The organism is Streptomyces sp. NPDC107654, from assembly GCF_055639035.1.
Genome location: NZ_JBVKBI010000017.1, coordinates 74,738 through 95,285, shown reverse-complemented (window position 1 = coordinate 95,285; position 20,548 = coordinate 74,738). Strand labels below are relative to the sequence as shown.

Annotated in this window: 20 protein-coding genes, 1 tRNA gene and 1 riboswitch; of the genes, 10 read left to right on the top strand and 11 right to left on the bottom strand. The window is 74.1% G+C overall.

Annotated features, from left to right (window positions below):
* The first annotated feature begins 239 nt into the window (after positions 1-239).
* Positions 240-1,271 carry a LacI family DNA-binding transcriptional regulator gene (locus tag ACZ7N4_RS26905; RefSeq protein WP_471362413.1) on the top strand — a complete coding sequence of 344 codons (1,032 nt, stop codon included), beginning with the start codon at positions 240-242 and terminating at the stop codon, positions 1,269-1,271.
* 9 nt (positions 1,272-1,280) lie between these two features.
* On the opposite strand, the gene ACZ7N4_RS26900 is transcribed toward ACZ7N4_RS26905, so the two are convergent.
* Positions 1,281-2,441: a Gfo/Idh/MocA family protein gene (locus tag ACZ7N4_RS26900; protein ID WP_471362410.1), complete on the bottom strand. Its 1,161-nt coding sequence runs from the start codon at positions 2,439-2,441 to the stop codon at positions 1,281-1,283.
* Between the two features lie 162 nt (positions 2,442-2,603).
* Here ACZ7N4_RS26900 and ACZ7N4_RS26895 point away from each other — a divergent pair, with 162 nt between their 5' ends.
* Positions 2,604-3,611 (top strand): LacI family DNA-binding transcriptional regulator, encoded by a 1,008-nt coding sequence (locus ACZ7N4_RS26895; RefSeq protein WP_471362408.1) that lies wholly within the window; start codon positions 2,604-2,606, stop codon positions 3,609-3,611.
* On the opposite strand, the gene ACZ7N4_RS26890 is transcribed toward ACZ7N4_RS26895, so the two are convergent.
* The gene (locus ACZ7N4_RS26890) at positions 3,601-3,945 is read right to left on the bottom strand and encodes a cupin domain-containing protein (RefSeq protein ID WP_471362405.1); all 345 of its coding nucleotides are present in this window, start codon (positions 3,943-3,945) and stop codon (positions 3,601-3,603) included. The two genes, ACZ7N4_RS26895 and ACZ7N4_RS26890, sit on opposite strands and share 11 nt — an antisense overlap.
* 181 nt (positions 3,946-4,126) lie before the next feature.
* On the opposite strand from ACZ7N4_RS26890, the gene ACZ7N4_RS26885 reads away from it, so the two are divergent.
* Positions 4,127-4,642 carry a hypothetical protein gene (locus ACZ7N4_RS26885; protein WP_471362403.1) on the top strand — a complete coding sequence of 172 codons (516 nt, stop codon included), beginning with the start codon at positions 4,127-4,129 and terminating at the stop codon, positions 4,640-4,642.
* Positions 4,643-4,652: 10 nt separating this feature from the next.
* Here ACZ7N4_RS26885 and ACZ7N4_RS26880 read toward each other — a convergent pair whose 3' ends face one another.
* Positions 4,653-5,231: a TetR/AcrR family transcriptional regulator gene (locus ACZ7N4_RS26880; protein ID WP_471362400.1), complete on the bottom strand. Its 579-nt coding sequence runs from the start codon at positions 5,229-5,231 to the stop codon at positions 4,653-4,655.
* Positions 5,232-5,451: 220 nt separating this feature from the next.
* On the opposite strand from ACZ7N4_RS26880, the gene ACZ7N4_RS26875 reads away from it, so the two are divergent.
* Both ACZ7N4_RS26875 and ACZ7N4_RS26870 read left to right on the top strand, forming a co-directional pair.
* Complete coding sequence (locus ACZ7N4_RS26875; protein WP_471362398.1) at positions 5,452-6,882, top strand: MFS transporter; 1,431 nt, start codon at positions 5,452-5,454, stop codon at positions 6,880-6,882.
* Positions 6,883-6,925: 43 nt separating this feature from the next.
* Positions 6,926-6,999: transfer RNA gene (locus ACZ7N4_RS26870), tRNA-Pro, on the top strand.
* A gap of 102 nt (positions 7,000-7,101) precedes the next feature.
* On the opposite strand, the gene ACZ7N4_RS26865 is transcribed toward ACZ7N4_RS26870, so the two are convergent.
* Positions 7,102-7,986, bottom strand: coding sequence for a dienelactone hydrolase family protein (locus ACZ7N4_RS26865; RefSeq protein WP_471362395.1), 885 nt, complete (start codon positions 7,984-7,986; stop codon positions 7,102-7,104).
* Positions 7,987-8,311: 325 nt separating this feature from the next.
* Here ACZ7N4_RS26865 and ACZ7N4_RS26860 point away from each other — a divergent pair, with 325 nt between their 5' ends.
* The 3 genes from ACZ7N4_RS26860 to ACZ7N4_RS26850 are packed head-to-tail and all read left to right on the top strand — an operon-like array spanning position 8,312 to position 11,649.
* Positions 8,312-8,578: a hypothetical protein gene (locus ACZ7N4_RS26860; RefSeq protein ID WP_471362392.1), complete on the top strand. Its 267-nt coding sequence runs from the start codon at positions 8,312-8,314 to the stop codon at positions 8,576-8,578.
* 52 nt (positions 8,579-8,630) lie between these two features.
* Complete coding sequence (locus tag ACZ7N4_RS26855; protein ID WP_471362581.1) at positions 8,631-10,397, top strand: sodium/solute symporter; 1,767 nt, start codon at positions 8,631-8,633, stop codon at positions 10,395-10,397.
* 37 nt (positions 10,398-10,434) lie between these two features.
* Entirely contained in the window at positions 10,435-11,649 is a 1,215-nt protein-coding gene (locus ACZ7N4_RS26850; protein ID WP_471362390.1) for a sensor histidine kinase, read from the top strand.
* Here the strand turns inward: ACZ7N4_RS26850 and ACZ7N4_RS26845 are convergent.
* From ACZ7N4_RS26845 to ACZ7N4_RS26815, 7 genes are all read right to left on the bottom strand, one after another.
* Positions 11,640-13,100, bottom strand: coding sequence for an amino acid permease (locus tag ACZ7N4_RS26845; RefSeq protein ID WP_471362388.1), 1,461 nt, complete (start codon positions 13,098-13,100; stop codon positions 11,640-11,642). The two genes, ACZ7N4_RS26850 and ACZ7N4_RS26845, sit on opposite strands and share 10 nt — an antisense overlap.
* Positions 13,101-13,299: 199 nt before the next feature.
* Complete coding sequence (locus tag ACZ7N4_RS26840) at positions 13,300-13,998, bottom strand: GntR family transcriptional regulator (protein WP_471362386.1); 699 nt, start codon at positions 13,996-13,998, stop codon at positions 13,300-13,302.
* Between the two features lie 33 nt (positions 13,999-14,031).
* Positions 14,032-15,033, bottom strand: a complete 1,002-nt coding sequence (locus tag ACZ7N4_RS26835) for a proline racemase family protein (protein WP_471362384.1) — start codon at positions 15,031-15,033, stop codon at positions 14,032-14,034.
* 11 nt (positions 15,034-15,044) lie between these two features.
* Entirely contained in the window at positions 15,045-15,941 is an 897-nt protein-coding gene (locus tag ACZ7N4_RS26830; protein ID WP_471362382.1) for a dihydrodipicolinate synthase family protein, read from the bottom strand.
* A gap of 197 nt (positions 15,942-16,138) precedes the next feature.
* A complete protein-coding gene (locus ACZ7N4_RS26825) occupies positions 16,139-17,536 on the bottom strand; it encodes an FAD-dependent oxidoreductase (RefSeq protein WP_471362379.1) in 1,398 nt (465 codons plus the stop codon).
* Positions 17,529-17,831, bottom strand: a complete 303-nt coding sequence (locus tag ACZ7N4_RS26820) for a (2Fe-2S)-binding protein (RefSeq protein WP_471362376.1) — start codon at positions 17,829-17,831, stop codon at positions 17,529-17,531. The genes ACZ7N4_RS26825 and ACZ7N4_RS26820 overlap by 8 nt, the downstream gene beginning before the upstream one ends.
* On the bottom strand, positions 17,828-18,988 hold the full coding sequence (locus tag ACZ7N4_RS26815; protein ID WP_471362374.1) for an NAD(P)/FAD-dependent oxidoreductase: 1,161 nt from the start codon (positions 18,986-18,988) through the stop codon (positions 17,828-17,830). The genes ACZ7N4_RS26820 and ACZ7N4_RS26815 overlap by 4 nt, the downstream gene beginning before the upstream one ends.
* Before the next feature lie 210 nt (positions 18,989-19,198).
* On the opposite strand from ACZ7N4_RS26815, the gene ACZ7N4_RS26810 reads away from it, so the two are divergent.
* Positions 19,199-19,321: a putative leader peptide gene (locus tag ACZ7N4_RS26810; RefSeq protein WP_471362372.1), complete on the top strand. Its 123-nt coding sequence runs from the start codon at positions 19,199-19,201 to the stop codon at positions 19,319-19,321.
* Positions 19,322-19,400: 79 nt separating this feature from the next.
* Positions 19,401-20,330, top strand: coding sequence for a glutathione S-transferase C-terminal domain-containing protein (locus ACZ7N4_RS26805; protein WP_471362370.1), 930 nt, complete (start codon positions 19,401-19,403; stop codon positions 20,328-20,330).
* A gap of 39 nt (positions 20,331-20,369) precedes the next feature.
* A riboswitch (SAM riboswitch) is annotated at positions 20,370-20,482 on the top strand.
* Positions 20,483-20,548: the final 66 nt, after the last annotated feature.

Below are 20,548 nucleotides of genomic sequence, written 5' to 3'. Positions count from 1 at the left end.
CTGCTCCTAGGGTGGGTGCGGAGGTGAAGTCGGAGATGTCGTCCGGCCGGCCCCTCGTCGTCCGGTAGAAGTCCCATGCCCCGCCTCGGCTCCCCGGCGTTCCGGCGCCGTCCGTGGTGCCCACCGGAGCGCTTTCGGCCAGGAGGGCGGCGCGGCCCTGTCATTCTTGTCAGTACAAACCCCTCGAACAACCAGCAGCAAGCCATCAAAAACCCCTCACACAGCGGAGGAGCCGGTCCATGGGCCACCCGTTCCCGATCCGGGAGATCGCACGTCAGGCCGGTCTCAGCGAGGCCACCGTGGACCGGGTGCTGAACGGCAGGGGAGGGGTGCGGGACAGCACCGCGCGCGAGGTGCACCGGGCCATCGCCGACCTCGACCGCCAGCGCACCCAGGTCCGGCTGGTCGGCCGTACCTTCATGGTCGACATCGTGGCGCAGGCGCCCGAGCGGTTCACCACCGCGGTCCGCGCCGCCCTGGAGGCCGAACTGCCCGGCCTGCACCCGGCAGTCGTCCGCTCCCGCTTCCACTTCCGCGAGACCGGCCCGGTGCGGGAACTGGTCGGCACGCTGGACCGGACAGCCCGGCGCGGGTCGCAGGGCGTGATCCTCAAGGCGCCGGACGTCCCCGAGGTCACCGCGGCCGTGAGCCGGCTCGCCGCCGCCGGCGTCCCGGTCGTCACCCTCGTCACCGACCTGCCCGCGAGCGGACGCGTCGGCTACGTCGGCATCGACAACCGGGCGGCCGGCGCGACCGCCGCCTACCTGACGGGCCAGTGGCTCGGCGACCGGCCCGGCAACGTCCTCACCAGCCTCAGCAGCGGCTTCTTCCGCAACGAGGAGGAGCGCGAGATGGGCTTCCGCAGCGTGATGCGGGTACGGCACCCGCAGCGCGCGCTGGTGGAGATCGCCGGGGGACAGGGCCTGGACGCCACGCAGTACGACCTGGTCCGCGCCGCCCTCGAACGCGACCCGGAGATCCGGGCGGTGTACTCCATCGGCGGCGGCAACAACGCCACCCTGCGGGCCTTCGCCGACCTCGGCCGCGACTGCGCGGTGTTCGTCGCGCACGACCTGGACCATGACAACACCCGCCTGCTGCGCGAACACCGCCTGTCCGCCGTGCTCCACCACGACCTGCGGCACGATCTGCGCGAGGCCTGCCACGAGGTGATGCGCTTCCACGGTGCCCTGCCGCCGGCCGGACCGGTCCCGCCGTCCGCGATCCAGGTGGTCACGCCGTACAACATGCCGACGAACCCGGCAGGCTGAACACCGTGCCTACGACCCCGGCAGGCTGACCCACCGGCCGCTCGCCGCCGACTCCGCCATCGCGTCGAGCACGGTGGCGGCCCGCACCGCGTCCGCCAGGGTGGTGCCGTACGGCCTGCCCTCGGCGATGGAGCGGACGAAGCGGTAGGCCTCGATCACCTTCAGGTCGTCGTAGCCCATCGCGTTGGCCGCGCCCGGCTGGAACGCGGCGAACTCGCCGGCGCCGGGGCCGACGTACACCGTGCTCACCGGCTGGTCCTGGTACGTCGTACCCCGGCTCACCCGCAGTTCGTTCATCCGGCGGAAGTCCCAGAACACGGCGCCCCGGGTGCCGTGCACCTCGAAGCCGTAGGCGTTCTGTTCGCCGACCGAGACCCGGCAGGCCTCCAGGACGCCGCGGGCGCCGGAGGCGAAGCGGAACAGGCAGCCGACGTAGTCCTCGTTCTCGACCGGACCCGGCTCGCCACCGGAGGCCAGGGCGTGACCGGCCGTGGCGCCGCTCGGACGGGCGCGTTCCGGGACGAAGACCGCCGTGTCGGCGGTGAGCGAGGCGATGTCGCCGAGCAGGAAACGGGCCAGGTCGGTGCCGTGCGAGGCGAGGTCGCCGAGCACCCCGCTGCCACCGCGCTCACGCTCGTACCGCCAGGTCAGGGCGGACTCCGGGTGGGCGGCGTAGTCGCTGAAGAGGCGGATGCGCACATGTGTGACGGTGCCGATCTCGCCGGAGGAGATCAGCTCGCGGGCGGCCTCCACGGCGGGCGCGTTGCGGTAGTTGAAGCCGACCGTGCCCTGGACGCCGGCCTCCGCGACCGCGTCGGCGACCGCGCGGGCGTCCCCGGCGGTCAGGCCCACCGGCTTCTCGATCCACAGGTGCTTGCCGGCCTCGGCCATCGCCACACCGATCTCCCGGTGCAGGAAGTTCGGCGCGGTGACGCTCACGGCCCGGACGCGCGGGTCGGCGGCCACCTCGCGCCAGTCGCGGGTCGCCGAGACGAACCCGAACCGCTCGGCGGCCTCCTCCGCCCGCCCCGGCACCTCCTCGGCGACCGTGACCAGCCGGGGCCGCAGCGGGAGCCTCGGATAGTGGTGCGGGAGGCGGGCGTAGGCCTGGGTGTGCACCCGGCCCATCCAGCCGAAACCGATGACCGCGACACCGAGCGCATCCACCATGACAGCCCTCTCTCTGGCCTGTTTGGACCGGTCCATCTCCCTCGCGGGCCACCTTTGTTCGGACATGGCCTGGGTGTCAACCCTTTGACAGCGCGGCACGCCGCGTGGAACGGTCCATGCCGTGAGGTCCCTGCCAACGTCCCTGCCGGTGAGACGCCTGCCGTGAGACCGCCGACCATCCGCGACGTGGCCGAACGCGCCGGCGTGTCCAAGTCGCTCGTGTCCCTGGTGCTGCGCGGGTCCGGCCCGGTGCGGCCCGAGAAGCGGGAGGCCGTCCTGCGGGCCGTGCGCGAGCTGGGCTACCGGCCGAACGCGGCGGCCCGCAGCCTCAGCGAGCGGCGCACCCGCACCGTGGGCGTCCTCCTGGACGACCTGCGCAACCCCTGGTTCGTGGAACTGCTCGACGGGCTCAACGCCCCGCTGCGCGCGGCCGGTCTGCACATGCTGCTCGCCGACGCCCGGCTGAACCGCCGGATGGGCCACGACCTCGCCGAACCCTTCCTGGACGTCGGCGTCGACGGCCTGGTGGTCGTCGGCACGGTCCCGGACGCGGGTGCGCTCGGGGCGCTCGCGCGGCGGATGCCGGTGGTGGTGGCGGGTGCGCGCGAGGAGCAGCCGCCGGAGGTGGACGTCGTCGCCGGTGACGACGAACGGGGCGCCCGGCTCGCCACCGAGCACCTCCTCGGGCTCGGCCACCGCCGGATCGCGCACCTCGCCGGCCACGGCGCCGTCGGCGCACTGCGCCGGCGGGGCTACGAGGCGGCGATGCGGCAGCATGGCGCCCCGCCGCTGGTCGAGCCCGGCGACCTGACCGAGGAGGGCGGCTACCGCGGGACCGTACGCCTGCTCAGCCGCCCCGAGCGGCCCACCGCGCTGCTCGCCGTCAACGACATGGCCGCGGTGGGCGCGCTGTCGGCGGCCGGGGAGCTGGGGCTGCGGGTGCCCCGCGACCTGTCGGTGACCGGGTACGACAACACCGGCATCTCCCGGCTCCGGCACGTCTGGCTGACCACCGTCGACACCTCGCCGCACGAGATGGGCCGACGCGCCGCCCGCTGCCTGCTGGACCGGATGGACGCGCCGGCGGGCGAGGGGCGGGTGCGGCTGGCCGCGCCGGCCCTGGAGATCCGGGGGACGACGGGGCCGCCCGGGGACGGCCTCACAGGGTGATGGCGTAGGCCTTGCGCAGCGTCTCGTGCACGGTCCACGTCGTACGGTCGCCCGCGCGGAGCACGGCCATGTCGCCGGGTCCCACCGTCAGCGTCGGCCCGTCCGCCACCTCGATCGTCGCCGAGCCGCGGATCACCACGAACAGCTCGTCCGCCTCCGTGTCGGTGACCACACCCGGGGTGATCTGCCAGATCCCGCGGACCTGCCGGCCGTCGGCCGACTCCCAGACCACCTTCCCGGTCACCTCCGGGCTCCCGGAGACGATCTGCTCGGGGTCCAGGGGCTCGGGTTCGAGGTCGGCGTCGGGGATGTGGAGCGCGAAACTGTGCGTCATGGGGCCGACCCTAGTGGGGGTGCGAGCCGCGCCGCCGTGGACAGTGTGTGGGGCGTCGGGCCTGGTGGGAGGACACTTCGTCGTGCATGGCGAGGCGGGACCGGGTGGAGCGGGGGGCGCGGGGTACGGGCAGGGGCCGGGCGGAGTGGCGGGGGTGCGGGGCGCGGGTGATCGTGGGGAGATGGCTGACTCCACGGCGGCCGGTACGGCACCGCCCCGGCAGCACGACACCCGTGAGATCGTCCTCTTCGGCGGGGTGTACGGCGCCGTCCTCGCCAGTTCGATGGTCGCGGCGCTCACGCAGTACGGGCACACCTCCGCCGAGGTCCGCGGCTACGACGCCGCCTGGGTGCTGGTGACCGCGTTCGCCTCCGCCCTCGCCCACGGCTACGCCCACTACATCGCCGAGCGCACCCCGCACCGCCGCGGGGACGCGCTGCTCGCGATGCGCAACGAGTGGCCGCTCGTCACGGCCGTGCTGCCCACGGTCTTCCTGCTGGCGGGCGCGCGCTGGGGGTGGTGGCCGGCGAAGGGCGTCGAGTACGCCGCGTTCGTCCTCAACATCGTGATCCTCTTCGTGCTCGGCCTGGTCACCGCCCGCTGGTCGGCACGGAGCTGGCCGGTCGCCGTCCTGGTGGGAACGGGAGACGCGCTGCTGGGGCTGGTCGTGGTGGTGGCGAACGCGTTGATCAAGTAGCCGGGCGCCCTCAGCGGGTGGTGCGGACCCCGTCCAGGGCGATCGACAGGACCCGGTCGCGCTGGGCGTCGTTCTCGAAGGCCGTCGCCGTGATCCCGGCGACCATCCGCAGCAGGTCCCCGAAATCCATGTCGGCCCGGGCGACGCCGGCCCGCTGGGCGCGCTCCAGCAGCGGGCCGCCGGCCTCGTACATGGAGTCGCGGCAGGACTGGAAGATGTCCGACTCGCCGTCGAGGGCCTCGCGGACGGCGCGCTTGGTGACCATGTACCCCGCGAACCGGTTCAGCCAGGCCGTCAGCGCCTCCCACGGCTCCCGCCCGGCCGGCTCGACGGCCGCCTGGCACAGGGTGTTGACCTCGTCGGCGTAGACGCTCTCGAACAGGTCGCGGCGGGTGGGGAAGTTGCGGTACAGGGTGCCGATGCCGACGCCCGCGCGCCGGGCGATGTCCTCCAGGGAGGCGTCCGAGCCGTGCGCCGCGAACGCCTCGCGGGCCGCGGTGAGCAGGGCGTCGTAGTTGCGGGCGGCGTCCTTACGGTGCGGCCGGCGAGCCGCCACGATCTCGCTGACGGGGAACGGCGTGGCCGTCACTGCTGCCTCCCGGGGAGGGGGATCGACTGGAACCGGAGGGGTGCCTCCGCTAGAGTGGAGGGGTACCTCCACTTTAGCAGTGCGGGGTCGGCTCCGCCGTGGCCGGACGCGGCCCGCCCGGCCGGCTCCACACCTCCGCGGCACGGCCCGTACGACCGTGCTCCTCGGCTTTCCGATGCTCCGCGTCCACGATCCGTCCCCCTCCGGGAGAGGCTTCTCCATGCCCCGCGCGTCAACCCGCGTCACCTTCACGGTCCTCGCGACCGGTGCCGGCGTGTTCTCCATGCTGCAGTCGCTGATCGCGCCGGCCCTGCCGACCGTCCAGCATGCCCTGCACACCTCCCAGTCCACCGCGACCTGGGTGATGACGGCCTACCTGCTGTCCGCCTCGGTCTTCACCCCGATCCTCGGCCGGGTCGGCGACCTCGCCGGCAAGAAACGCACCCTCGTCGCCGTCCTGCTGACCGTCCTCGCGGGCTGCCTCATCGCCGCGCTCGCCCCGAACATCGGCGTGCTCATCGTCGCCCGGGTCGTCCAGGGGGTCGGCGGCGCCCTGTTCCCGCTCTCCTTCGGCATCATCCGGGACGAGTTCGCACCACGCGAGGTCGGCGGGAGCATCAGCAACCTCTCCGCCGTGATCGCCGCCGGCGGCGGGGTCGGCATGGTGGCCGCCGGGCCGATCGTGTCCGCGCTCGACTACCGCTGGCTGTTCTGGATCCCGGTGGTCATCGTCGCCGCGACGGTGCTGATCGCCCTGCGCTACGTCCCCGAGTCGCCCAAGCGGGCCGAGGGCAAGGTCGGTTGGCGCGGCGCGCTGCTGCTCTCCGGCTGGCTGGTCACCCTGCTGCTGCCGCTGAGCCAGGCCGGGCAGTGGGGCTGGGGCTCGGCGAAGGTGCTCGGCCTGTTCGCCGCCGCCGTCGTGCTGTTCGCCGTGTGGCTGACGACCGAGGCCCGCTCGCGCACCCCGCTCATCGACCTGCGCGTGCTGCGGCTGCCCGCGGTGTGGACGACCAACGCGGCGGCCCTGCTGTTCGGCGCCGGCATGTACTCGATCTGGGCCTTCCTGCCCGGCTTCGTCCAGACGCCGTCCGCGGCCGGCTACGGCTTCGGGGCCGGCGTCACCGCGTCCGGTCTGCTCATGCTGCCGATGCTGGTCGCGATGTTCCTGTCCGGCGTACTGTCGGGCCGCCTGGAGCCGCGCGTCGGCGCCAAGGCGCTGCTCACCACGGGTGCCGCCCTCGGCGCGCTGGCCTGCGGACTCCTCACGCTGTGGCATGACGCGCAGTGGCAGATAGCCGTCGTGGCCGGTCTCTTCGGCCTCGGCACCGGACTCGCCTTCGCCTCGATGGCCAACCTCATCGTGGGCAGCGTCCCGGCGGAGCAGACGGGCGCCGCGACCGGCATGAACGCCAACATCCGCACCATCGGCGGCTCGATCGGCGCCGCGCTCACCAGCGTCCTGGTCACCGGGCGGCTCCAGCCCTCGGGCCTGCCGTACGGCTCCGGCTACACCCACGGCTGGGCCCTGCTCGCCCTCCTCTGCCTCGCCGCGGCCGGCGCCGCACTCCTGGTCCCGGTCCGCCGCGCGCCCCACCCCGCCACGACGGCCCCCGCACCGGCACCGACACGGGCACCCGCCCGGGTGCGGTAGTGTTGACCTGCGTGATCACGCGGAACACCGCGTGAGACCGCAACGGGACGTGGCGCAGCTTGGTAGCGCACTTGACTGGGGGTCAAGGGGTCGCAGGTTCAAATCCTGTCGTCCCGACGGGAGCAATGCTCCGAGGTCGCAGACAAGGGTCCTGCCTCACCGCGGTGAGGCAGGACCCTTGGCCGTCCCCAGGGGATGTCCACGCACGGTGTCGCCGCTCTACGGCGGGCCCGGCACGTACGGGCACCTGGTCCGCGACCTGAAGACGTTGCCGGGGTCCGCCGGCGAGGGGCAGAGCAACCGGGTGTAGCGGGTGTCCTCGTCGATGAAGATCTTCAGCCAGGGGATCACGCGGCGCGTCACGTCCGGGTTCGCCCGTGTGGGGAAGCCGTGGCCGCCGCCGGTGAGTTCGATGAAGGCGCTCTGCGTACCGGGCGGCATACCGGCGTAGAGGCCGTCGAGGTAGGGCGGGGTGACGGTGCTGTCGTCCCGCGCGCCCATGATCATCGTCGGTACCCTCAGGGTGGACAGGTTCTGCGACGGCGAGAAGGGCGCGAGCGGCACGGCGGCCCTGAGCGACGGCCGCCGTTCGGCCGCGCTGACGGCACCGCCGCCGCCCATGGAGTGGCCGATCACTCCCAGGCGGTCGGGATCGACGCGGTCGCGCACCGGGCTCTTGTGGGTGAGGTAGTCCAGTGCGGCGAGGAGCTGGGTCCCGCGAGCGGTGTCCCAGTCCGTGGGACTGTTGGTGTCGATGCCGATGACGACGAACCCGAAGGACGCGAGCCAGTGCCCCATCCAGGCGCCTTCGGCGTCGAACCGGGCGGTGTAGCCCGGCACGATCGCCACCGCGCCCCAGGTGCCCAGGCTGCCGTCCGTCGGGTAGTAGATCCGCCCTCCGCCGAAGCCGTTCCCGGGCCGCACTCTGGTCTGAGCCGTGGCGAAGGTGCCCCGCTGGGCGGCGACACTGCTCACCGTGGGATCCGGGCCCCGCTGGTACGGGTTGTCCTGAGCCGAAGCCGGGGGCGTCGACACCGGCGCGGCGGTCAGGCCGATCACGACCGCGACGACGACCGCCCTCATACGTGCGACAAGGGGGAGCATTCCTCTGTTTCCTCCGCATTCTCCCGCATTCCCCGGCATTCCATGCATTCTCATGCATTCTCACCCATGCTTGTCGTAGGTCAGGCAGGCTGTGGCGGGCCCGCTCCGTGCCGGCGTGCCACCTGCCCGAGACGCGCGGCGAGGGGTCGCGTAGGGGGAGCTGTTGCTTTGGTTGGGGCGTGCGTACACTCCACTGCGAAGTGTGATCATCGCGGTCGGAGGACGCGGCATGGATGCACCTGGGACTCCTCGGCGTGAAGTGGTCACGGGGGTCCCGCGCGGCGGCCGTGTGGGCCGGGCAGGGCCTACGGGACCCGGCCCCGTTGTGGACCCGCTCGCCCTGCGCCTCCTGATGCGACGTCAACTCCGCCTCGGCCTCACGGCCTTCGGCGTGCTCGTCGCCCTGCTCGGGCTGCTGCCCCTCGCCTTCACGGCCCTGCCCGACCCGGTGGACTCGCCCGGCGGCGCGCTGATCGTGTGGGCCGTCCTCGGTGTCGCCGCCTACCCCGCCCTCGTCGTCATCGGCCGGTGGTACGTCGTACGCGCCGAACGCAACGAACGGGACGCCGCGGACCGTTTTGAAGGGGCCTGACGGTGACCGGTGTCCGGCTCGACCGGTGCGGGCGCGCGTCCGGGGCGGCCGGGTGAACCAGGCGTACGGCGTCGTGGCCGTGTCGGTGGCGGTCGTCGCGACCCTGGTGATCGGCTCGACGGGACTGCGCATCTCCCGCACCACCTCCGACTTCTACGTCGCCTCCCGTACCGTCCCGCCGTACCTCAACGCCATGGCCATCAGCGGCGAGTACCTCTCCGCGGCCTCGTTCCTCGGCGTCGCGGGGCTCGTCGCCGCCCAGGGCGTCGAGATGCTCTGGTTCCCCGTCGGCTACGCCGCCGGTCATCTCGTCCTGCTGCTGTTCGTCGCCGCCCCGCTGCGCCGCTCCGGGGCCTACACGCTGCCCGACTTCGCCGACTCACGGCTGGAGTCCCGGGCCGCCCGGCGCGTGGCCGGAGCGCTCGTCGTCGGTGTCGGCTGGCTGTATCTGCTGCCCCAGCTCCAGGGCGCCGGCCTGACCCTCGGACTGGTCACCGGCGCACCGCACTGGTTCGGCGGGGTCCTCGTCGCCGTCGTCGTCACCCTGGCCGTGGCCGCCGGCGGCATGCGCGGCATCACCTTCGTCCAGGCCTTCCAGTACTGCCTGAAACTGACCGCGCTCCTGGTGCCCGCCGTCTTCCTGGTCCTCGCCTGGCACGGCGATCCGCGGCCCGCGGGCGCCCTCGACGAACCGCCCACCTTCCGCCGGCACACCCAGGTCACCGTCGAGACCACCGTCCGGATCCGGATCGCGGCGCCGCTGCCGGCCGTCGTGACCGGTGCCGTGGACGGACAGGGGTACGACGACGGCCGCCTGGTGCTGGACGCCGGCGTGCACGAGGTACGGGGCGGGACGACGCTCCGGTTCGCGCCCGGCACGCCCGTGCCCGAGCGGGAGAGCGCGGACGGCCGGCGGGACGGCGCCTCCAGCTGGGCGGCGCCGCTGTCGGGCGGCCGGGACGATCATCCGCTGTACACGACGTACGGGCTGATCTTCGCCACCTTCCTCGGCACCATGGGGCTGCCCCACGTCCTCGTCCGCTTCTACACCAACCCCGACGGCCGCGCCGCCCGCCGCACCACCGTGATCGTGCTCGCCCTGGTCGGCGGCTTCTACCTGCTGCCGCCCCTGTACGGCCTGCTCGGCCGGATCTACGCCCCCGACCTGCTGCTCACCGGCACCACGGACGCCGCCGTGCTCGTCCTGCCCGAACGTCTCGTCGGCGGCCTCGGCGGCGACCTGCTCGGCGCCCTCGTCGCCGCCGGCGCCTGCGCCGCCTTCCTGTCCACCGCCTCCGGGCTCACCCTGTCCGTCGCGGGCGTGCTCAGCCAGGACGTGCTGCCCTCGCTCGGCGTCCACCGCTTCCGGCCGGCGACACTCCTCGCGGTCGCCGTACCCGTCACGGTCAGCGTGGCCGCCGGCAAACTCCCCGTCGCCAACGCCGTGGGACTCGCCTTCGCGGTGGCCGCCTCCTCCTTCTGCCCGCTGCTGCTCCTCGGCATCTGGTGGCGCGGCCTCACCCCGCCCGGCGCGATCGCGGGACTGCTCACCGGCGGCGGCAGCGCCCTCACCGCGGTCACCCTGACCATCGCCGGGCCTCTGACCGGCCCCCTGTCCGACGGCTGGGCGCACACCCTGCTCGCCTGGCCGGCCGTGTGGTCCGTACCGCTCGGCTTCCTGACCATGATCCTGGTCTCGCTCGCCACCCGGGACCGGATCCCGGCCGGCACCGAGGCCGTCATGGCCCGCCTCCACCTGCCCGAACGCGTCGCCGGCCACGACGCGCCCGCCACCCGCCGAGGAGTGACCGCCCCATGACGATCCGCCGCCGGCCCGCCGACACCGGGGCCCCCGCGTGAACGGGCTCGTCCTCCTCGCCGCCGGAGCCCCCGTGCTGTTCGCCGCCGGCCTCGGCGCCGGCCGTCTCCTGGCCCGCGGGACCGACCCGGACGGCACGGACCACGGCACCCCCGTGGAACGCGCCACCTTCCACACCCTGCACACCGCGTCCATGGCCGCGCCCCCGCTGCGCGCCGGACTCACCGGGGACGCGGCCCGCAAAGCGGTACGACGGCTCCGGCCGCTGTTCGCCACGGCCGCGCTCGGCCTCACCGCCGAGGACCGGCTGCTGGCCTGGGACGGACCGGGCCGGCACCACGCGGACACCGCCCTGGACCGGGTCCGCCAGGTGCTGGACACCGGCCGCGCCCAGACCTTCACCGTCGGCTGCCCGGACCCGGACTGCCCGGTACGCCGGGGCGCCGTCGCCCCCCTCACCGTCGACGGACGGGTGCTCGGCGCGCTCGTCGTGCTGGGCGCCGGGGGATCGCAGTCCGTGGGCCGGGCCACCGAGGAGGTGGCGCGCTGGGTCTCCGTACAGCTCGAACTCGCCGAACTCGACCGGACCCGCACGGGCCTGATCGAGGCGGAGATCCGGGCGCTGCGCGCGCAGATCTCACCGCACTTCGTCTACAACTCGCTGGCGGCGATCGCCTCGTTCGTGCGGACCGACCCCGAGCGGGCCCGGGAACTCCTGCTGGAGTTCGCCGACTTCACCCGCTACTCCTTCCGCCGGCACGGTGAGTTCACCACGCTGGCCGAGGAGCTGCGCTCCATCGAGCAGTTCCTCGAGCTGGTCCGCGCCCGGTTCGGACAGCGGCTGCGGGTCACCCTGCAGATCGCCCCCGAGGTGCTGCCCGTGGCGGTGCCGTTCCTGTGCCTCCAGCCCCTGGTGGAGAACGCGGTCAAGCACGGGCTGGAGGAGAGCGGTGAGTGCAGCCGCATCGCCATCACCGCACAGGACGAGGGGGCGACGGCCCGGATCGTCATCGAGGACAACGGGGTCGGCATGGAACCGGACCGGCTGCGCCGCATCCTGCGCGGCGAGGGCAGTCCCTCGGCCGGCATCGGGCTGCGCAACGTGGACGAACGGCTGCGCCAGGTCTACGGCGACGAGCACGGACTGGTCATCGAGACCGGTGTCGGCGCCGGAATGAAGATCACGATGCGCGTCCCCAAGTACCGCGGGGCAGCGCCACGGTCCTCACGTCACCGGGCCGCTCACGGATGACCGGCGGACCCGCCCGACGGGAGGCCGGCCCCGCCGTCCGGGGCCTGCTTCCGCTGCCGCCGCGCCGCCATCACCGCGTAGACGATGATGCCGGCGAACAGGAACAGCACGCCCTGGTACACCGCCGCGTAACCCGCGCCCGCCATCAGCCAGACGGAGAAGGCGGCGGCCACCGCGGTGACCACCGAGTCCCGGACCAGCCGTGCCCGGTCCACCGTCCCGCCGCGGCCGGAGACCAGGTGGAAGATCTGCGCGGCGGCGGCCAGCAGGTACGGGACCGTCGCGGTGAACGTGGTCACCAGGACGAGGACCTCGAAGACCCTGCCCGAGCCGGAGGCGTAGTTGTAGACGGTGAGCAGCGAGGCGAGCACGACCGTCACGCCGACACCGACCGTGGGCACACCCCGCCGGCGGCGCGTGAACGCGCTCGGGAACAGGCCGTCGCGGGCCGCCGCGTACGGCGTCTGGGCGCTCAGCAGGGTCCAGCCGTTGAGGCAGCCGGTCATCGACACCAGGGCGGCGAGCGCCACCGCCGTACCGCCCCAGCTGCCCCCGAACATCGTGTTCACGGCGTCCGAGAACGGCGCGGTGGAGGTCACCAGACGGTCGTGCGCGACCGTGCCGAACACGGACAGCGTGCCCAGCAGGTAGACGAGCGCGGCGCCCGCGGTGCCGATCACGGTGGCGCGCCCCACGTTGCGGCGGGCGTTCCTGACCTCGCCCGCGCTGACGGCGGCGGACTCCACCCCGAGGTACGAGAAGAGGAGCAGGGCGGCGGAGGCGGACACCGCGCCGACCGCGCCCTGGCCGCTGGTGTTGAACGGCCCCAGCCGGTCCGGGTCGAAGAAGAACAGCCCGCCGACCGCGACGAGCAGCAGCGGCACGAACTTCAGCACCGTCGACACCAGCTGGACGGCGCCGACGTACCGGGTGCCCGCGAAGTTGGCGAGCGCGGGCAGCCACTGCAGGGCCAGCGCGGCCAGGCAGGCGGTCCAGCGGTGCCCGTTCACCGGGATCAGCACGTCGAGGTAGCCGACGGCGGCCACGGCGAGCGCGGCGTTCGACACCCACGTGGTGATCCAGTACGACCAGGCGGCGAGGAAACCCGCGAAGTCGCCGAACGCCTCGCGGGCGTAGACGTAGGGCCCGCCGGTGCGCGGGTCGCGCGCCGCGAGCCGGCCGAAGACCAGCGCGAGCGCGATGGCACCGACGGTCAGCACGCCGAAGGCGACCAGGCTGACCGTGCCGTACGGGGCGATGGAGGCGGGGAGCAGGAAGATGCCGCCGCCGATGATGTTGCCCATGACCAGCGCGGTGGCGACGGGCAGGCCGAACCGGCGGGCATGCCTGCCGGTGTCGCCGTGCGGGTCCTCGGCGGGGAGCCCGGGGGACGCGGCGGGGACCCCCGCGGGGGCCGGAGCCGACTGCGGGACGGTTCCGGTGCTGTGCATCGGTGGTGCGCCTCTCATGGAACTGACGTTCCCGGGATCGCCGGGACGGGCCCATGGTCGGGGATGCACCGATGTGGCTCAAAATCGCCGTTTGTTGTTCTGTCCGGGCCGCCTGATCACGGAAAAAGCGTCGTGACGCGGCCCCCGCGCCGCCAGATGTCCGGCGTCTCCCGCGGAGCGATCCGGAGGCCGGTTGCGCTCAGTCCGGTGCCGCCCAGAGGCTCCGTACATGCCCCAGGTGCCGGGTCATGATCGCGTGCACGGCCTTCTCGTCGCGCTCCAGCAGCGCGTCCAGCAGCTCCAGGTGCTCCTCGGCGGAGGCGAGCAGCCGGCCCGCCTCCACCAGCGCGGTCAGCCCGTAGAGGCGGGAGCGTTTGCGCAGGTCGGCGACGACCTCGACCAGGTGGGCGTTGCCGGCCAGGGCGAGCAGCCCCAGGTGGAAGCGGGTGTCGGCCTCGACGTAGCCGATCAGGTCGCCCGCCGCCGCGGCGGCGACGATCTCCCGGGCCGCCGGGCGCAGCGCCTCCAGGGAGACACGGTCGGCGGTGCGGGCCAGCTCCACCACGGTGGGGATCTCGATCAGCGCCCGGACGTGCGTGTACTCGTCCAGCTGCCGGTCGGAGACGACGGTGACCCGGAAACCCTTGTTGGGCACGGTGTCGACCAGCCCCTCCTTGGCCAGGTCGAGCATCGCCTCCCGTACCGGTGTCGCCGAGACGCCGAACCGGGTGGCCAGCGAGGGCGCCGAGTACACCTCGCCCGGCCGCAGCTCGCCCGCGATCAGAGCGGCGCGCAGCGCGTCCGCGACCCGCTCGCGGTAGCTGCTCCGCCGGCCGCCCAGCCGGGGGAGGGCGGGCAGCTCCGCGTTCCGCGCGCCCTGAGCCGTGTTCTGTGCCATGTCACGCATCACCGGGTGAGTCTAGAGGACCCCCTAGAGCACGAAGCCCTCAGGGAACGGGTCGGTCGGGTCCAGCAGGTACTGAGCGGTGCCCGTGATCCACGCGCGCCCGGTGAAGCTGGGCAGCACGGCCGGCACCCCGGCGACCTCCGTCGCCTCCAGCAGCCGGCCGGTGAACCGGGTGCCGATGAACGACTCGTTCACGAACTCGGTGTGCAGCGGCAGTTCACCGCGCGCGTGCAGCTGTGCCATCCGCGCACTGGTGCCGGTGCCGCACGGGGAGCGGTCGAACCAGCCGGGGTGGATGACCATGGCGTGCCGGGAGTGCCGGGCCGTGGCACCGGGCGCGTACAGGTGGACGTGGTGGCAGCCGTGGATGGAAGGGTCCTCCGGATGCACCGGCTCCGCCTGCTCGTTGATCGCCTCCATCAGGGACAGCCCGGCCGCCAGGATGTCGTCCTTGCGGGCCCGGTCGAAGGGCAGCCCGAAGGTGTCGAGCGGCAGGATCGCGTAGAAGTTGCCGCCGTAGGCCAGGTCGTAGGTGACGGTACGGCCGTCGGGCAGGGTGACCTCGCGGTCCAGGCCGGCCGCGAACGAGGGGACGTTGCGCAGCGTCACGCCGCGTGCGGCCCCGTCCTCCACCGCGACCTCGGCGACCACGAGCCCCGCCGGGGTGTCGAGCCGGATGACGGTGACCGGCTCGGTGACCTCCACCATGCCGGTCTCGACCAGCACGGTGGCCACCCCGATCGTGCCGTGCCCGCACATCGGCAGATAACCGGAGACCTCGATGTAGACCACGCCCCAGTCGCAGTCGGGGCGGGTGGGCGGCTGCAGGATCGCGCCGCTCATGGCGGAGTGGCCGCGCGGCTCGTTCATCAGCAACCGCTTGACGGCGTCGCGGTGTTCACGGAACCACAGCCGCCGTTCGTTCATGGTCGCGCCCGGGATGGTGCCGATCCCGCCGGTGATCACCCGGGTCGGCATGCCCTCGGTGTGCGAGTCGACGGCGTGCAGGACGAGTGTGCTGCGCATGTCCGGCTCCCTTACGCGAGGCCCGCGGCGACGGCCTTCTCGGTGGCCGCGCGGACCGCGGCCTCCTGCTCGGGCAGCAGCGGCACCCGCGGCGGGCGCACCGGGCCGCCGTACCGCCCGACGACGTCCATGGACAGCTTGATCGCCTGCACGAACTCCACCTTCGAGTCCCAGCGCAGCAGCGGGTGCAGCTGCCGGTACAGGGGGAGCGCGGTGGTGAGGTCACCGGCCAGCGCGGCGCGGTACAGCTCCGCCGAGGCCCGCGGGAGCGCGTTCGGGTAGCCGGCCACCCAGCCCTTGGCGCCGGCCACCGCCAGCTCCAGCAGCACGTCGTCGGCGCCGATCAACAGGTCCAGTTCCGGGGCCAGTTCGGCGATGCGGTAGGCGCGGCGGACGTCACCGGAGAACTCCTTGACGGCCTGCACGAGTCCCTCGCCGTGCAGCCGGGCGAGGAGTTCGGGCACCAGGTCGACCTTGGTGTCGATCGGGTTGTTGTACGCCACCACGGGCAGGCCCGCCTTCGCGACCTCCGCGTAGTGCGCGAGCACCGACCGTTCGTCGGCGCGGTAGGCGTTGGGCGGCAGCAGCATCACCGCCCCGCAGCCGGCCTCGCCCGCCTGCTCGGCCCAGCGGCGGGCCTCGACCGCGCCGTAGGCGGCGACCCCCGGCATCACCCGCTCGCCGCCGACCGCGGCCACGGCCGTCTCCACCACCCGGGCCCGCTCCTGCGGGGTGAGCACCTGGTACTCGCCGAGCGAACCGTTGGGTACGACGCCGTCGCAGCCGTTCGCCACGAGCCAGGCGCAGTGCTCGGCGTAGCGGTCGTGGTCGACCGAGAGGTCGGCGCGCAGGGGGAGGGCGGTGGCGACGAGGATGCCGCGCCAGGGACGGTGCTGTGCCTCGGACATGGGTGATCCCTCATTCGTAGCGTGTGACATATTACTCGGCTGTCGGCTGTCGGCTGTCGGCTGTCGGCTGTCGGCTGTCGGCTGTCAGCTGCTGGGTGCCGGGTGCCGGTCTGGGCCGTCGGGGTGCGGGGCTGTGTCGTCGGGTGTGCGGGGCCGGGCTGTCAGGGTGCGGGGCTGTGTCGTCGGGCGTGCCGGGCTCACTCCTTCTCCGGCAGGGCGGCCAGGACGCCCAGCGGTACCGGCCGGGCGAACGGCCGGCGTCCGGCGGTGAGCGGGCAGCCGGCCAGCCCCGCCACCGCTGGTCCGCACATCCGGCCCTGGCACCAGCCCATCCCGGCCCGGGTGAGCAGCTTCACCGTGCGCAGGTCCCCGGCACCGAGCGCGCCGGCGGACTCCCGCACCTGTCCGGCGGTGACCTCCTCGCAGCGGCACACCACCGTGTCGTCCGGGACCCGGTCCGCCCAGCCGGCCGGCGGGGCGTACACGTCGTCCAGGGCCGTGACGAACTTCCGCAACCGGGTCCTGGCCCGGTCGGCGGCGGCCCAGCGGCGCGGGTCGGGGACGGTGCCGTGCAGCCGGGCGGCGGCCGAGCTCCCGGCGATGTGCCCCTCGGCGAGCGCCAGCGCCGCGCCGCCGACGCCGGTGGCCTCCCCGGCGGCCCAGACACCGGGCACGTCGGTGCGCTGCTCGGCGTCGACCCGTACGGCGGTGCCGGACAGGGTGCAGCCGAGGGTCTCGGCGAGGTCGGTGTGCGGCAGCATGCCGTGGCCGACGGCGAGGGTGTCGCAGGGGATGCGCCGGGCGCTGCCGGGCCGGAGCCGGCCGTCCCGGTCGAGCGCGGCCACCGTCACCGCCTCCAGCCGGCCGGTGCCGTGCGCCGCGACGACGGTGTGCCGGGTCAGGGTGCGCACGCCGTGCCGGAGCAGCCGGGCCGCGTACCCGGCGCCCTCGGCGAGTTTGCCGGGCTGCGCGGCCAGGGCGGGCGCCCGGCGCGGCAGCGCGGCCGGATCGGCGGACTCGACCAGCGCGGCGACCCGGGCGCCGGCCGCGGCGAGCCCGGTGGCCACCGGCAGCAGCAGCGGCCCGGTCCCGGCCACCACCACCCTCCGGCCGGGCAGCACCAGGCCGCCCTTGAGCATGGCCTGCGCGCCGCCCGCCGTGACGACCCCGGGCAACGTCCAGCCGGGGAAGGGCAGCACCCGCTCGTACCCGCCGGTGGCGAGCAGCACGGCGTCGGCCCGGACGGTGACGCCCTCCTGCTGTGCCGGGCCGCGCAGGGCGTGCACGGCGACCGTCCCGGAGCCCTGCTCCCTTTCCACGCACCAGACATGATGATCGGTCAGATGGATGATCCGGCCGGCCGCCCGGTGCCGGGCCAGCGCGTCCCGCAGCCGCTCCCAGGTGCGCCACTGGTGGTGCAGGGCCTGCGGCCGGCGTGCGCCGAGGGCGGGGGCGGGCTGCCGGTAGAACTGCCCGCCGGCCTGCTCGGCCGCGTCGACCAGGGTCACGCGGACCCCTCGTGCCGCTGCCGCCAGTGCCCCGGCGAGACCCGCGGGGCCCGCGCCGACGACGGTGAGTCGCGGTGGTTCAGTCATCGACGGGGCCCGTCCCCTCCTGTGTGCGGATCACGTCTCCCGGGCGCACCGGCACCAGGCAGGCCCGTTGGTTCGGGCGGCCGTTGACGGTCACCAGACAGTCGAAGCACACCCCGATCCCGCAGAACACACCGCGCGGCTCGCCGGTGCCGCGTGTCCTGCGCCAGGCCGTCACGCCCGCCGCCCACAGCGCCGCCGCGACCGTCTGGCCCGGCAGCGCGGGCAGGGGCCGGCCGTCGAAGGTGACGGTGCGGGCCTCGCCCGGGCGGGCGCGGGTCAGCTTCAGCGGATTCACCGTACGTCGCCTCCCTCGGTGTCGAACCGCTCCGGACGGAACGGCCTGAGATCCAGCTCGGGTGTCTTCCCGGTGAGCGCCTGGGCGATCAACTGCCCGGTGCCGGGGGCGAGTCCGATGCCGGCGCCCTCGTGCCCGCAGGCGTGGAACAGGCCCGGCGCCCGCGGGTCGGGGCCGATCGCCGGCAGGTGGTCGGGCAGGTACGGCCGGAAGCCCGCGTACGTCCGCAGCGCGCGGACCCGCTCCAGGAAGGGGAACAGCCCGACCGCCCCGGCCGCGAGCGCCCGCACCGCGTCCAGCGACAGCGAGCGGTCGAAGCCCACCCGCTCCCGCGTGGCGCCGATCAGCACCGGACCGGCGGCCGTGCCCTCCACCACCGGCGAACTGCGCAGGCCGGCCGAGTCGCTGGCCACGTCGGCCACGTAGTCCGCGGCGTACACCTTGTGCCGGACCATCCGCGGCAGCGGCTCGGTGACCAGCACGAAGCCGCGCCGCGGCAGGACCGGCAACCGGACGCCGGCGAGCGCGGCGAGGTCGCCGCCCCAGGTGCCGGCCGCGTTCACCACCGCGGGTGCGTGTATCTCGCCGCGGTCGGTACGGACGCCGTACACCGTGCCGCCCGCCGTCCGCAGCACCCCGGTCACGGCCTGCCCGGTGTGCAGGGCGGCACCGGAGGCGCGGGCCAGGTGGGCGGCGGCCAGGGCGGGCATGACCTGCGCGTCCTGCGGATAGTGCACGCCGCCCGCCATGCCCGGCGCCAAGTGCGGTTCCAGCTCGGCGAGTCGGCCGCCGTCGACGGGTACGGCGGTGACGCCGGCGTCGCGCTGGCCCGCCGCGAAGTCCCGCAGGGCGTCCAGGGCCCGGGGAGTGGAGGCGACCACGAGGCCGCCCTTGGGCTCGTACTCGATCGCGGCGCCGTGCTCCCGTGCCAGCCCGGCCCACAACCGGGACGACAGCAGGGCGAGTTCGAGTTCCGGGCCCGGCTCCTTGTCGGAGACGAGCAGGTTGCCCTCGCCGGCGCCGGTGGTGCCGCCCGACACCGGGCCCCGGTCCACGAGGCGCACGTCGAGTCCGGCGCGCACGGCGTACCAGGCGCAGGCGGCGCCCACCATTCCGGCCCCGACTACCACGACATCGCAGGTCAGTCGCTTCGTCACGCCAGTACTATGTCACATGTTCCTCTGTCTGAGGAGTCCCCCGTGCCGACCTCGACTCCCGGTCGCGCCCCCCCTTTCCCGGTCGGCCCCGAGCCCCGGCCGGCCCGTGTCCCGACCGAGCCCGAGTCCCGGGCGTGGACGCCCCCTTGACGTCGTACCAGCCCGGATCGACACTCCAGGGAGGGAATCCTAGTGAACAGGTAGGGAATCATGGCGCGTCTCGCGACGGGCACCGGCCGTACGGGCCGGACGCCGTCGCGCGCCCTCCTGTTGACCTCCCGCCGTCACGTCGACCTGCAGCGCGTCTGCAGCGCGATCAGCCGCCACCGCTGACCCGGGCACCCTCACCGCCACCCACCGGCCCCGTCCGCGCCGGTGCGCCCGTCCGCACACCCGCCATCCGGGGAGACGCATGTCCATCACTCCGCTCACCGCCGTCCCGACCGCCGCACCTCGCCCCGCCCCCGCCTTCCGGGGCCGGATCGGGCAGGACGCGCGCAGCGGCCACTACGCCGTGCCGCACCGCTACCGGCTCCATCTGTCCACCGCCTGTCCCGACGGGCTGCGCCTCGCCGTCGGCCACAGCCTGCTCGGCCTGGACGACGGCTGTCCGGTCACCCTCCTGCCCGCCGTCCCGGACCGTCCCGACGGCGGCCACTCGGCCCTGCGCCCCCTGTACGAGGCCGGCGCCCACCACCACACCGGACCGGCGCTCGGGCCCGTGCTCGGCGACGACTGGTCCGGACGCATCGTCAGCACCCACACGCCCGACATCCTGCGCGACCTGGACCGGTTCCGTCCGGGCGGCGGCGCCCGCCTGTACCCCTCCGGGCTGGAGTCCGTGATCGAGGCCGTCGAGCGGATGTGCGCCGAGGGCATCGAGGAGGCCGCGCAGCGCGCGGGACGGGCCGGTGCCGACCCGGCGGAGCGGGCCGCCGCCCTCGACGTGCTGCTCGACACCCTGGGCCGGCTGGAGCGAGGGCTGGGCGGGGAGTCGTACCTCGCCGACGACCGGCCCACCGCCGCCGACATCGAGCTGTGGGTGACCCTCGTCCGGCTCGACACCGTCCACCGCTGCCACCTCGACGCCTCCGCCGTGCACCGCATCGCCGGCCACCGCGCCCTGTGGGCGTACGCCCGCCGGCTGGCCGCGCACCCCGCGTTCGGCCGCCACCTCGACCTCGACGGCATCGCCCGCCGCCACCACGGCCGCTGCCAGGGCCTGGAAGCCGCCGGAGCCGCTGTCCAGATCCTGGACTGGGCGGCCCACGCCGCGGAAACCCACGACGCTTCCCGCAGGTGGGAGCGGGCCCCCGATGTCCCGGGGGCGGACGGCCGTTGACAATCGAACGGCCAACTGCCTTACTTACGGCTCAAGAACGGTCATGAGCGTCAGCGCCAAGCCCTGGCTCGCTGACCGGCAACCCTCGCACCGCGGTGGGGTGCCCCAGGTGACGACCGGACCGGATGACTCTTTTTCGGTAAGCGCGAGGCCCTCCGGGGCCCGGAACAGTGACAGGTGACGCCATGTACGCAGTTCCCAGGACGGCCGTGAGCCGC

Coding starts and splice junctions, on each gene's coding strand:
- ACZ7N4_RS26905 (WP_471362413.1), top strand. CDS start 240: ATGGGCCACCCGTTCCCGATCCGGGAGATCGCACGTCAGGCCGGTCTC.
- ACZ7N4_RS26900 (WP_471362410.1), bottom strand. CDS start 2,441: ATGGTGGATGCGCTCGGTGTCGCGGTCATCGGTTTCGGCTGGATGGGC.
- ACZ7N4_RS26890 (WP_471362405.1), bottom strand. CDS start 3,945: ATGACGCACAGTTTCGCGCTCCACATCCCCGACGCCGACCTCGAACCC.
- ACZ7N4_RS26885 (WP_471362403.1), top strand. CDS start 4,127: ATGGCTGACTCCACGGCGGCCGGTACGGCACCGCCCCGGCAGCACGAC.
- ACZ7N4_RS26875 (WP_471362398.1), top strand. CDS start 5,452: ATGCCCCGCGCGTCAACCCGCGTCACCTTCACGGTCCTCGCGACCGGT.
- ACZ7N4_RS26865 (WP_471362395.1), bottom strand. CDS start 7,986: ATGCTCCCCCTTGTCGCACGTATGAGGGCGGTCGTCGTCGCGGTCGTG.
- ACZ7N4_RS26845 (WP_471362388.1), bottom strand. CDS start 13,100: ATGCACAGCACCGGAACCGTCCCGCAGTCGGCTCCGGCCCCCGCGGGG.
- ACZ7N4_RS26840 (WP_471362386.1), bottom strand. CDS start 13,998: ATGGCACAGAACACGGCTCAGGGCGCGCGGAACGCGGAGCTGCCCGCC.
- ACZ7N4_RS26835 (WP_471362384.1), bottom strand. CDS start 15,033: ATGCGCAGCACACTCGTCCTGCACGCCGTCGACTCGCACACCGAGGGC.
- ACZ7N4_RS26830 (WP_471362382.1), bottom strand. CDS start 15,941: ATGTCCGAGGCACAGCACCGTCCCTGGCGCGGCATCCTCGTCGCCACC.
- ACZ7N4_RS26825 (WP_471362379.1), bottom strand. CDS start 17,536: ATGACTGAACCACCGCGACTCACCGTCGTCGGCGCGGGCCCCGCGGGT.
- ACZ7N4_RS26810 (WP_471362372.1), top strand. CDS start 19,199: ATGGCGCGTCTCGCGACGGGCACCGGCCGTACGGGCCGGACGCCGTCG.
- ACZ7N4_RS26805 (WP_471362370.1), top strand. CDS start 19,401: ATGTCCATCACTCCGCTCACCGCCGTCCCGACCGCCGCACCTCGCCCC.